Raw genomic sequence first — 12567 nt, forward strand, 5'->3', positions numbered from 1 at the left:
TTAATATTCTGCAGCTTGGTGGTAGTGACGGATGCCGTGTGTTGTATCTCCTTATTGGATTGGGGGTGCAGCGAAGGTGTTCCAGGAAATAGCTCCACCGTATAAACCGTACCCGAAACCGACACAGGTGGACTGGTAGAGAATACCAAGGCGCTTGAGAGAACTATGCTGAAGGAACTCGGCAAAATGCTCCCGTAAGTTCGCGAGAAGGGAGACCTCACGACGGGCAACCGTTGTGGGGTGGCACAGACCAGGGGGTGGCGACTGTTTATCAAAAACACAGGGCTCTGCGAAGCCGTAAGGCGACGTATAGGGTCTGACGCCTGCCCGGTGCTGGAAGGTTAAGAGGAGGTGTGCAAGCACCGAATTGAAGCCCCAGTAAACGGCGGCCGTAACTATAACGGTCCTAAGGTAGCGAAATTCCTTGTCGGGTAAGTTCCGACCTGCACGAATGGCGTAACGACTTCCCCGCTGTCTCCAGCATAGACTCAGTGAAATTGAATTCCCCGTGAAGATGCGGGGTTCCTGCGGTCAGACGGAAAGACCCCGTGCACCTTTACTACAGCTTCACACTGGTATTCGTCACGACATGTGTAGGATAGGTGGTAGACGTTGAAGCAGGAGCGCCAGCTCTTGTGGAGTCACCCTTGAAATACCACCCTTGTCGTCATGGATATCTAACCGCGGTACAACAATATCCGGGACCGTGTGTGGCGGGTAGTTTGACTGGGGCGGTCGCCTCCCAAATGGTAACGGAGGCGCGCGAAGGTGGGCTCAGAGCGGTCGGAAATCGCTCGTTGAGTGCAATGGCATAAGCCTGCCTGACTGCGAGACTGACAAGTCGAGCAGAGTCGAAAGACGGCCATAGTGATCCGGTGGTCCCTCGTGGAAGGGCCATCGCTCAACGGATAAAAGGTACGCCGGGGATAACAGGCTGATGATGCCCAAGAGTCCATATCGACGGCATTGTTTGGCACCTCGATGTCGACTCATCACATCCTGGGGCTGGAGCAGGTCCCAAGGGTTTGGCTGTTCGCCAATTAAAGTGGTACGTGAGTTGGGTTCAGAACGTCGCGAGACAGTTCGGTCCCTATCTGCCGTGGGTGTAGGAGAATTGAGAGGATCTGTCCCTAGTACGAGAGGACCGGGATGGACGTACCTCTGGTGGACCTGTTGTGGCGCCAGCCGCATTGCAGGGTAGCTATGTACGGAAGGGATAACCGCTGAAAGCATCTAAGCGGGAAACCCACCTCAAAACCAGTTCTCCCTGAAGAGCCGTGGAAGACCACCACGTCGATAGGAAGCGTGTGGAAGTGCGGCAACGCATGAAGCTTAGCTTTACTAATAGCTCGTTCGGCTTGATCCTCTCATTAGTCAATGTTCATCTTTTGGATGCGCCCCTGGCGCATCAAAAAGATCATTTTAAGTGCGCTACCGCCCTTCGGGCTGCTTGAGCGCGTTTGAAATGATCCATACGGCCAACGTCCTGGAACCTTCGTCCCAGGCGAGGCCGACCAAAACATCAAAAAAATATATAGACCAGTTCACGCAAATTGCGCTTCGCCGGCCTGGTGGCCCTAGCGGGGAGCCCCCACCCGATCCCATCCCGAACTCGGCCGTGAAACTCCCCAGCGCCAATGGTACTGCATCTTAAGGTGTGGGAGAGTAGGTCGCCGCCAGGCCTGCAAATCGCAATTTGAAACCTCTTCAACTTGTTTGTCGCTCACGCGCGCACCGCCCTAAAGGGCTGCGCTCCGCGCGGGCGGCCTGACCGGCCGGCGGCCACTCGGCCTTGCCTCCGCTGCGCTCCGGATCTCTTATCCCATATCAGCGCAGTCTTCCGGTCAAACCGAAACATAAGGGTATCCCCAACAGGGACCAAACCCAGTTTGACCAAACGCCCAGCGCGCCAAGGACAAACAAAAAAACAACGCGGGATGGAGCAGCCCGGTAGCTCGTCAGGCTCATAACCTGAAGGTCGCAGGTTCAAATCCTGCTCCCGCAACCAACAAATAACCCGGCCTCGCGCCGGGTTTTTTGTTGGTAACGGATACAGATTTTAAACTGACCAGCGCCCCCACAAAAAGCGCTATGCCCGACGCACCGGCACAAAAACGCTCAAAGCAAACTACCGCAACCAAATAAACAAAAGGCCGCCCAAAAAGGGCGGCCTTTTTTGTTGGATCACGCAACTCGACCGGAACCATTCCAGGGACACCCGAACGGCAAAGCCCAAAAGAAGCGCCGGAAACAAATCTAAACCGCTCCAAAAATCCAAAAGCCCCGCCAACATTACTGGCGGGGCTCCGGGTATCTCAGATCCAAAAACCAAACCTAAGCCGTCGACAACAAAACACCGCCCAACGTCAACGCCATCTCCTCAATCATACCGTCCTCAACAATCAAAGGCGGGGAAAGCGCGATGATGTCCCCTGTAACGCGGATCAGCAAGCCTGCTGAAAAGGCAAAGAAGTCTTCATGTGTTATGGCGTGCCGCATCCAATTGAAAGAACGCGACACGCCTTTGAGTTACAGCATCCAGGTCGCGATGCCAGGGAAGAACAGCAAGATTGCGAGAACAAAGAGCTGCAGAACGATAAACGGAAGCAGGGCTCCGTAAATGTTGCCGAGTGTAATGTCCGGTGGTGCCACGCTTTTCAAGTAGAAGGCCGCCGGTCCAAACGGTGGGGTAAGGTAAGAGACCTGCATGTTGACTGCAAACAGGATGCCGAACCAGATCGGATCATATCCCAGCTGAACGACAATCGGCACGAAGATGGGCAAGGTCAAAAGGGCGATCCCGATCCAGTCCAGGAACATGCCCAGCACAAGCAGGATTGCCATCATGATCAGAATGACGGCCACCGGCGACGCGTCGAGACCAAGCATGACCGCGGAGACGAAGCGGTTGCCCCCCATCAGGTTGTAGACACCGACGAGCACGGCTGCGGCGATCCCGATCCAGATGATCATGCCGCAGGTTTCCAGCGTGTGGACCAGACTGTCCTGAAGCATACGGGCGTTAAGTTCCCTGCGAAGCAGTGCAATAATGAGCACTGACGAAACCCCGAGCGCAGCTGCTTCGGTGATAGAGGCGATGCCTCCATATATGGAACCCAGGACCGCTACCACGATGAACACAGGGGCGATCAGGGACCGGATCGCACTTCCTATTGTTTCTTCGGCGCGTTCTTCCGCGGAAATTGGTGGCCCGAGGTCCGGGTTTCGGAAACAGCGTACTAGAACATAAGCGATATAGCAGCCGAGCAGCATCAGGGCAGGTGTGACTGCCGCGACGAAGAGGTCGGCAATGGAAACACTTGCCACCAGCCCATAAATAATCAGGACAATGGAGGGCGGCATCATTGTTCCTAGAGATCCGCCAGCACAGACGACCCCGATTGACAGGTCGCGGTCATATCCAAGCCGCAACATCTGGGGCAATGCCAGAATTCCCAGTAGAACGATCTCACCACCGATGACGCCGGACATGGCGGCCATCAGGGTGGCGACGATCAGCGTTTGGACAGCGACACCACCTGGCAACCGTCCGGCAAGCACCCTCATTCCGTTGAAGAGGTCCTTCGCGATTCCTGATCTGTCGAGGAGCGCCGCCATCAGGATGAACATCGGAATGGCGACGAGGGAATATTCCGTAATGAAGCCGAAGATGCGAGCCGTAACCAGCGGCAGCGCATTTCCTCCAAACCAGCCGAAGGTGAAAACCAGAGCTACGAGCCCCGTCACCCAGGCGAGAGGCTGACCTGTAAGCAACAACACGAAGATGCTGCCAACGAGCAGAATTGTACCGTATTCAATACCCAGATCGTTGAGGCCCATGTCATTGGCCTCCGCGTTCGCTGTAGGCAGCGTCATCGCCGCGGATCGCCTTGATCAGGTGCATCAGGGTCTGAACGAACATCAGGCAAACGCAGATCAGAATAATGATTTTCAGCAGTGCCGGTGTCGGTGGGTTCCACGCCGTACCCGTGCCCTCCAGATGGATATCGCCGTTGGGTCGGTGGGTAGCCTTCCAGGCCATTGTCGCGCCTGCGTATCCCAGTCCTGCAAAGAAGATCATCGCGATCAAAGAATTGACGATATCCAGCCATCGACGCACCCGGGGCGAAACCGAGTCATAAATCATGCGCACGCGAATATGCTTGTCGCGAGCGAGCGCTACGGGGCCGCCGATCAGGAAGATGGCTGCTATGAGGAAGGTCGTGCTCTCGTGAGCCCAATACGTCGGGCTATCAAAAACGTAGCGGGCGATAACCTCATATACGCTGATGGCAAACGCCAGAAAGATAGCCCAGGCAAAGAGCTTCGCGGACCCGGCAATGAACCGGTCGAGCCCGGTTCGCAGGTTCGCCTGGCCATTGTCCTCCAGGTCACTCACATCCGGATTGTCCGGCATGGATTCTTCTCCCGTCGCGCAGTTGGCAAGCTGTTGTGGAAATAGGGGATGGCCAATCAGTCTTGGCTGACGGCCAGGAACGGGCATCTCGTTTCACCCGTTATGGACAGATAGAAACAAGGTCAGGCCGCACCCGAACCTTTCGGTCCGGGTGCGGCTGCGTCAACGGAACGTCGGTCAGATCAGAGCTGGTTCCGGCCCTTCAGATAAGCGACCACCGCATCGTAGTAGCGTTGGGTGAGGTCGTTCTTGCCGGCCCAGTTTTCCCATTCCTGCTGCGCGATCCTGCGGAACTTCGCTCGCTCGTCGCCGGACCAGTTGACAATTTCGATCTCCGGGTTTGCCTTGGCTTCCTCGACTGCGGCCGCATCGAGTTTGCGTACGGAATAAACGTGATCGAAAATGAACTGGTCAACGGAGGCGTTCAGGACGGCCTTCAGGTCGTCCGGAAGTTCATCCCAGATCGATTTGGTCATCGAAATGTCGATCAGCGGCAGAGAATGAAAGCCCGGATACAGCGGATAGTGGGCAACGTCGTTCATGCCCTGCGACTGGTTGGTTGCAAAAACCGTGTAATCGGCCGCCTGGACAACGCCCTTGTCGAGAGCCGTGAAGACCTCTGAACCGGGAAGTGCTACCGGAGAGGCACCTGCCTTGGAGAAGATCTCGTAGACCATGCCTTCCGGTGCACGCATCTTGACGCCCTTCAGGTCTTCCACGGAGCGGATCGGAACACTGGAGACGAAAGCTTCCGGCTCAGTTGCCGCCGCTCCGATGAAATGGACGCCATAGGGCTCGACCAATTCGGCGTAAAGCTCGTGACCGCCACCGGATTGCATGAACCCGATCAATTCGAACGGATCGCTCCAGGCACCGACCAGGTTGCCCATCATCGCGAAAGCGGGATCCTTGCCGGCGAAATAGCTCGGATCGGTCAGATGCCCCTGAAGAATGCCGGAGCCAACGGCGTCAAGCGTATCGGTATGCGGGACAACGGCACCAATCGGCAAAATCTCGATCTCAATCCGCCCACCGGACATTTTCTCGACGTTTTCAGCCCACTTCTGCTTGTTGATGAACCCGGGTTCACCAGCCGTTTCCGAGGTCTGGAAGGTCCAGTTGTAGTCGGCGGCCGTTGCGGCGGTCGGTGCTGAAAAGACCGACAGGGCAAACAAGCTTGTTAGAATTCCGGTCTTCAGTGACGACAGACGCGCAAAACATCCCTCTCTAGTCACAGTTTGTTTCATGCGTGCTGCAAGGTGCTGAAATTGCACACCGCCGCGCAGCGTTTTCCTGTCTTGGTGATAATTATTCGATTGCATGTTTTCCTCCCACATACATCGCCACAAGTTGGCTAGCCAACGCCAGGCACGTCACGTTACGCGGCCAGAAACCAAATATGACAGGTCAATTCACGCAATCCATTTGCGGGAACCCGCAATTTGGGTGTCGTTGCCGGCATTGCATCTCAGGGATGTGAGGGGGGTTCTGAGTGCGGCGACCTTGCGTGACGGGGGGCTCGAGGGAGGCGTTCAGATCTTGCCTTGATTGCATGGAGCGTGCGTGCGGCCGACACCGACGCCAGCTGATTGCATTCCTCACGCCTGTGAAGGGCTACCCAAGTACAAAACGCCCTGGAAACGAATGCTTCCAGGGCGTTTTTCTTGTCATTTGGTCCAGGTTCAAGCGGCCGTGTTCTGCGCTTGCGGCTGCTCTGCTGGTTCCTCGTGTTGTGCAAGCGGGCGATTGCCCGAGAGCTTGCGGACCAGCACGTAGAACACCGGCGTCATGAAGATCCCGAAAAAGGTCACGCCGATCATGCCGGAGAAGACCGCGATGCCCATCGCGGCTCGCATTTCCGCACCGGCGCCGGTGGAAAGCACCAGCGGAACCACACCCATGATGAAGGCCATCGAGGTCATCAGGATCGGGCGCAGACGTAACCGGCTGGCTTCGACTGCCGCTTCAACCGGTGTGCGGCCTTCAAACTCCAGTTCCCTTGCGAATTCCACGATCAGGATCGCGTTTTTCGCCGAAAGCCCGACCAGCACCACCAACCCGATCTGGGTGAAGATGTTGTTGTCGCCATGGGTCAGCCAGACGCCCGTCAGGGCGGCAAGGACACCCATCGGTACGATCATGACGATCGCCACCGGAAGCATCAGGCTTTCATACTGGGCGGCAAGCACCAGGTAGACCAGAAGCAGGGCCAGAGGGAAGACCAGGAACCCGGAGCTGCCGGCAAGGATCTGCTGGTAGGTCAGGTCCGTCCACTCAAAGGCGATGCCTTTGGGCAGGGTTTCTTCCGCAATCCGCTCGACCGCTGCCTGGGCCTGGCCGGAGGAAAACCCAGGAGCCGGGCCACCATTGATGTCAGCCGCAAGGAAACCGTTGTAGCGGGTTGCCCGTTCCGGCCCGGTGGTGGCCTCCACCTTCAACAGGGCGGAGAGCGGGATCATCTGGCCGGTGGCAGAGCGGACCTTCAACTTGCCGATATCGTCGGCATGCGCCCGGTACTGGGCGTCCGCCTGCACCCGGACACTGTAAGTGCGACCGAAGGCATTGAAGTCGTTGACATAAAGTGAACCCAGATAGATCTGCAGCGTCTCGAATACGTCCGTTACCGATACGCCGAGCTGTTCCGCCTTGGTGCGATCAAGATCCGCATAAAGCTGGGGCACATTGATCTGGAAACTGGAGAACAATCCAGCCAGTTCCGGCGTCTGATAGGCTTTCGCGAGGAAGGCCTTGTTGGCCGCGTCGAGTGCCTGGTAGCCGAGACCTGCCCGGTCCTCGATCTGCAGTTTGAAACCGCCAGTGGTGCCAAGGCCCTGAACAGGCGGCGGCGAGAACATGGCGATAAACGCGTCCTGGATCGTGCCGAACTTCTGGTTCAGCTGCATCGCAATGGCGTCGCCGGATAATTTCGGAGACTTGCGTTCCTCGAAATCCGTCAGAGTGGCAAAGACGATGCCCGCGTTGGAAGAGTTGGTGAAGCCGTTGATCGACAGGCCTGGGAAGGCGATGGCGTGTTCGACACCTTCCTGCTCCATGGCGATCTCGCTCATCCGGCGGATGACGTCTTCGGTCCGGTCCAGCGTGGCAGCGTCGGGGAGCTGGGCAAAGCCGATCAGATACTGTTTGTCCTGTGCCGGCACGAAGCCGCCGGGGACTGTTGTGAAGAGGCTGTAGGTTGCCCCTGCAAGTGCCATGTAGACCACCATGACGATGGTCTTGCGGGACAACAGGCCGCCGACGCTCTTGCCATAGGTGTTGGAACCGGCGCCGAAGGCCCGGTTGAAGCCCTTGAAGAACCAGCCGAACAGGAAGTCCATCGAACGTGTCAGCCAGTCCTTGGGCGCATGGTGATCCTTCAGGAGAAGGGCGGCCAGGGCCGGGGACAGAGTGAGCGAGTTGATAGCCGAGATGACAGTCGAGATTGCGATCGTCAGCGCGAACTGGCGATAGAACTGACCCGAAAGGCCGGTGATGAAGGCCAGCGGGACAAACACCGCCACAAGCACCAGTGCAATGGCGATGATCGGTCCGGAGACTTCCTTCATGGCCTTGTAGGTTGCCTGGCGCGGGTTCAGCCCGTTTTCGATGTTTCGTTCGACGTTTTCAACGACCACGATCGCGTCATCGACCACGATGCCGATGGCGAGAACCAGCCCGAAGAGGCTGAGAGCGTTGATGGAAAAGCCGAAGACATACATGACGCCGAAGGTGCCGATGATCGACACGGGAACGGCGATCAGCGGAATGATCGATGCGCGCCATGTCTGCAGGAACAGGATCACGACGAGGACCACAAGCACCACGGCTTCCAGCAGCGTGTCGACCACTTTCTCGATGGAGGATCGCACAAACTTTGTGGTGTCGTAGACGATCTCGTATTTGACGCCGTCAGGCATGGCGACCTGAAGGTCGTTCATGGTCTCGACCACTGCGTCGGAGATCGCAATAGCGTTGGAACCGGGTGCCTGGAACACGGGAATGGCGACGGCCGGTTTGCCGTCGAGCAGGGAGCGCAGCGAATAATCGGCTGCACCGAGCTCGATCCGGGCAACGTCGCGCAACCGGGTGACCTCACCGTTTTCACCGGTACGGACAATGATGTTGCCGAACTCTTCCGGCGTCTGAAGACGACCTTGCGCATTGACGCTGAGCTGAACGTCGACACCCTTCAGGTTTGGCGAAGCGCCAATAATGCCGGCTGCGGCCTGCACGTTCTGTTGGCGGATGGCGTTGGTGATGTCGCTGGCTGCCAGGTTATGGCCGGCAGCCTTTTGAGGGTCGACCCACACACGCATGGAGTAATCGCCGGAGCCGAACACCTGCACCTGGCCGACACCCTGCAGGCGGGCCAGCCGGTCCTTGATGTTGAGGACGGCATAGTTGCGCAGGTAGGTGATGTCGTAGCGATTGTCCGGCGAAGTCAGGTTCACGACCATCATCAGATCGGGTGAACTTTTCACCGTGGTAATGCCAAGGCTTCGTACTTCCGCCGGGAGACGGGGTTCGGCTTGCGAAACGCGATTCTGGACAAGCTGCTGGGCCTGGTCGGGATCAGTGCCGAGCTCGAACGTCACCGTGAGTGTCATGACGCCGTCAGAGGTCGCCTGGCTGGACATGTAGAGCATGCCCTCGACACCGTTGATCTGTTCTTCCAGCGGCGTTGCCACCGTCTCGGCAATGACCTTCGGGTTCGCCCCCGGATAGGCGGCGCGCACGACGATCGATGGCGGCACCACCTCGGGGTATTCGGAGATCGGCAGCGCCCGCAGACCGATCAGGCCGGCGATGAGGATGAGGACAGACAGCACACCGGCAAAGACCGGGCGGTCGACGAAGAATCTCGAGATATTCATATCCAGGCCCTTTCCGGTCGGAAATCGGGACAACACGTCCCCGGCCGGTGGCGGCACCACCGGCAATCATGACTTGAATTGTTGAAGAGGGGAGGTGGAGCGCCTTGCGCTCCACCTGTTCACTCAGTTTGCAGCGGCAACGTCGTTTTCGAGCTGAGGATCGACGAGAGCACCAGAGCGGATCCGTTGCAGGCCGTTGACGACGATCCGTTCACCCGGTTCGAGGCCGCTGTCGACGATACGTGCACCTTCCGCGGTCCTGCCAAGGTCGATCGGCCGGTAGGCCACCTTGTTGTCGTCACCGACGACATAGACATATTTCTTGTCCTGGTCGGTGCCGATGGCGCGTTCGCTGATCAGGACCTTCTGTTCCGGCCTTGGCTCACCCATGCGGATGCGCACGAACTGGCCCGGGATCAGCCTGCCGCCCGGATTGTCGAAGACCGCCCTGACGCCAATGGTGCCGCTGACGGCGTCAACCTGGTTATCGACCAGTTGCAGCTTGCCCTTCACCGGGTGCCCGGCGGTTGACGAGGTTTCGATTTCGACGGGGATCATGTCCAGTGGTGGCACCGCAGCATCTGTCTGCGGCAACTCGGCCAGAACCCGCGAGACCAGGTCTTCACTTGCGTTGAAGCTTGCATAGATCGGATCGACAGAGACTAGGGTTGTCAATGCCGGCGATGCGGAGCCCGCGGCAACGAGATTGCCGACGGTGATCTCGATCTTGCCGACACGACCCGACACGGGTGCCAGCACCTTGGTGTAACCAAGTTCCAGCTTGGCCGACCTGAGAGCTGCCTTGACGGTTCTGAGGTTGGCCTGTGCTTCGGCGTAGGTGTTGCGGCGCTGGTCGAGGACGCTTTGGGAGATGGTCCGGTTTTCGATCAGCTTGTTGCCACGGTCCAGTTCCAGCTTGGCGAGGTTGAGCTGTGTTTGCGCAAGTTCAACCTGACCTTCCCTTTGAGCGACGGCGGCCTCGTAGGGAGCCGGGTCAATGGTGAAGAGCAGGTCACCTGCTTCCACCAATGCGCCTTCACGGAAATCGACGGATTGAATGGAGCCGGCCACACGGGAGCGGATCTGCACCCGGTCAACGGCTTCGAGCCTGCCGGAGAAATCTTCCCACACGGTTATTTCTCGGGATTTGACCTCGGCAACGGTCACCGGCACCGCCGGGATGGCGACTGTACCGCCCGCGGCCGTTGCAGGGCTGCTTGCCGGAAGGTTCATGATGAGGACAGCGGCTGAAACAGAGACAGCAACTGCCAGACTGGCGCCCGTCAGGGCCCAGCGCTTGCTTCTTGATGTCATTGGTCTCTCCTTGGAAACCCTGCTGAAAACACAACCTTCAGAAGGGTTTGGATATCAAATCAGTGGACGCTGACGGACTGCACGAAACCGGAAAATTGCGTGCTTACGGTTTCTTGCCAGGATGGGGTCTCGTCCGTCTTTCCGCCGTAGAGTGATGGCCAGCCTGTCCCGGCGGGGAGAACATGCTGGTGAACTTCAACGCCTGCATTTTTCAGGCAGGTCGCAAAGCCGAGTGTTTCGTCCTTGAGCGGGTCGTCCTGAGAAGACAGAACAAGCGCGGGGGCAACGCCGGTCAGGCGTGAGCACATGCATGGGGCCGCATAGGGGTGGCACATGCCGGTGCTGAGATAGTGGCTCCAGCCGTCGGCCCAGATGTCCTTCATGCCGAACTCGCCGGCCTTCTGAAACGATGCAGAGCCCATGAAAGGATCAAGCAGGGGTGACAGAAGGATCTGCCCGTCAAGTTCATCGGCGAAATGATCCCGTGCCTTCAGCGCGACCGCTGCGGCGATGTTGCCGCCAGCCTCGACGCCGCCGACAAGAAGCAGGGATTTTCGGTTCCCAAGGCCGGCGCGCTTTTTCGCCAGATAGGAGAAAATCGAAAACCCCGTTTCCAGCGGCTTCGGAAAGACGCTGCCAAGCGGTACATTGTAATCCGGCATCACAACAATGGCGCCGGTTTCGGCAATGAGATGCGCAAACTCGCTTTCCTGCGGGACGGTGCCTTGAAAAGCGCCGCCATGAAAATAGATGAGGACTGGCGGCGACTTGCTGTATTCGGCGCCCTGGTAGACACGTGCCGCCACGGGGCCGATGGCCACCTTGTCGAGTGTCATATCCTTGATCTGCACCGTCATTTTCAGCGCCGTTTCGTGTCTGTTGGTTGAGGGAGAACTGGGTACACCAGCTCTCTTGCATGCCCGATAGGTATTGTTGTTCCAACTCTGGAATAAGGGGTGTATTATTGGTTTCACTATTCGAATTTTCGAATAATAAGCCTATTTTTTGATCAGGACGCCCAGAAATGGATCAACTCTCGGCCATGCGCGCCTTTGTGAGGGTGGTTGAAACAGGAAATTTCACCCGAGCCTCCGATTCCCTTCAGATGCCGAAGGCGACGGTTACCAACCTGATCCAGAATCTCGAGAAACATCTGCAGACCAAATTGCTCAACCGGACAACGCGGCGCGTCATCGTGACGACGGACGGCGCGCTTTATTATGAGCGGGCCGTTCAGATTGTTTCGGAGGTCGACGAACTTGATGCCAGCCTGTCCCAGGCCCAGAGCAATCCGGGTGGGCGGCTGCGCGTTGAAATGTCAGGGGCCTTTGCCGACTGGTTCGTGATACCGGAGCTTGGCGGTTTTTACGAAAAATACCCGGATATCCGTATCGACCTCGGGATCGGCGACAGGACAGTCGACTACCTGGCAGAGAATGTCGATTGTGCCTTGCGTGGTGGTGCGCCGGCTGATCAGTCGCTGATTGCACGGCGGGTGGCGGAGGTCGGCCTGACCACTTGCGCGGCAGCTTCCTACCTGGAGCGGGCGGGTACACCGGAAACCCCGGCAGACGTGAAGGCGAACCACTATTGCGTCAACTATTTCGTTGCCGCCACCGGACGCACACACCCGTTCACCTTCCGCAAGGACGGTGAGGAAATTCTGGTCGACGGACGCTATCATTGCTCGGTCAACGATGCCCGCAGCTATGTGGCGGCGGCTGTTGCCGGTCACGGCATCGCGCAGTTGCCTGACTTCATGGTGCGGGAAGAGCTGAAGCGCGGGGACCTCGTGCCGCTGTTGACGGAATGGTCTGCCGACACCATTCCGCTTTATATCGTCTACCCGCCCAACCGGCACCTTTCGAACAAGGTTCGCGTTTTTGTCGATTGGCTGGTGCGCCTGCTTGCCGATGTGCCGGCGCCCGCCCGGTCTTCGGTATGAAATGCTGGCAAGGGGGGCAG

The 12567-nt window shown here is 58.0% G+C and carries 7 protein-coding genes, 1 tRNA gene and 2 rRNA genes (1 of these 10 cut by a window edge); 4 read left to right on the forward strand and 6 right to left on the reverse strand.

The genetic code is table 11. From position 1 onward, the window contains the following. The 3 genes from ACP90_RS03515 to ACP90_RS03525 all read left to right on the forward strand — a co-directional run. A 23S ribosomal RNA gene (locus ACP90_RS03515) occupies window positions 1–1366 on the forward strand (it extends 1357 nt beyond the left edge of the window). A gap of 201 nt (window positions 1367–1567) precedes the next feature. Continuing rightward, window positions 1568–1682: ribosomal RNA gene (rrf, locus tag ACP90_RS03520) — 5S ribosomal RNA — on the forward strand. Between the two features lie 249 nt (window positions 1683–1931). Continuing rightward, window positions 1932–2008, forward strand: a tRNA-Met gene (locus ACP90_RS03525). 521 nt (window positions 2009–2529) lie between these two features. Here ACP90_RS03525 and ACP90_RS03530 read toward each other — a convergent pair. The 6 genes from ACP90_RS03530 to ACP90_RS03555 all read right to left on the reverse strand — a co-directional run bounded on the left by ACP90_RS03530 (window position 2530) and on the right by ACP90_RS03555 (window position 11459). Continuing rightward, window positions 2530–3876, reverse strand: coding sequence for a TRAP transporter large permease subunit (locus ACP90_RS03530; RefSeq protein ID WP_201030448.1), 1347 nt, complete (start codon window positions 3874–3876; stop codon window positions 2530–2532). Continuing rightward, window positions 3842–4417: a TRAP transporter small permease gene (locus tag ACP90_RS03535; RefSeq protein WP_031268996.1), complete on the reverse strand. Its 576-nt coding sequence runs from the start codon at window positions 4415–4417 to the stop codon at window positions 3842–3844. Before ACP90_RS03535 ends, ACP90_RS03530 begins: the two co-directional genes overlap by 35 nt. Before the next feature lie 182 nt (window positions 4418–4599). After that, complete coding sequence (locus tag ACP90_RS03540; RefSeq protein ID WP_023014615.1) at window positions 4600–5592, reverse strand: TRAP transporter substrate-binding protein; 993 nt, start codon at window positions 5590–5592, stop codon at window positions 4600–4602. 507 nt (window positions 5593–6099) lie between these two features. Continuing rightward, window positions 6100–9288: a multidrug efflux RND transporter permease subunit gene (locus tag ACP90_RS03545; RefSeq protein ID WP_062491316.1), complete on the reverse strand. Its 3189-nt coding sequence runs from the start codon at window positions 9286–9288 to the stop codon at window positions 6100–6102. 123 nt (window positions 9289–9411) lie between these two features. Beyond that, on the reverse strand, window positions 9412–10602 hold the full coding sequence (locus tag ACP90_RS03550; protein WP_023000087.1) for an efflux RND transporter periplasmic adaptor subunit: 1191 nt from the start codon (window positions 10600–10602) through the stop codon (window positions 9412–9414). Between the two features lie 59 nt (window positions 10603–10661). Continuing rightward, window positions 10662–11459: an alpha/beta hydrolase gene (locus ACP90_RS03555; RefSeq protein WP_023000088.1), complete on the reverse strand. Its 798-nt coding sequence runs from the start codon at window positions 11457–11459 to the stop codon at window positions 10662–10664. Between the two features lie 167 nt (window positions 11460–11626). Between ACP90_RS03555 and ACP90_RS03560 the strand changes: the two genes are divergently transcribed. Next, window positions 11627–12547, forward strand: coding sequence for a LysR family transcriptional regulator (locus ACP90_RS03560; RefSeq protein ID WP_055661523.1), 921 nt, complete (start codon window positions 11627–11629; stop codon window positions 12545–12547). Window positions 12548–12567: the final 20 nt, after the last annotated feature.

The organism is Labrenzia sp. CP4 (genome assembly GCF_001579905.1).
Classification (GTDB): domain Bacteria; phylum Pseudomonadota; class Alphaproteobacteria; order Rhizobiales; family Stappiaceae; genus Roseibium; species Roseibium algicola.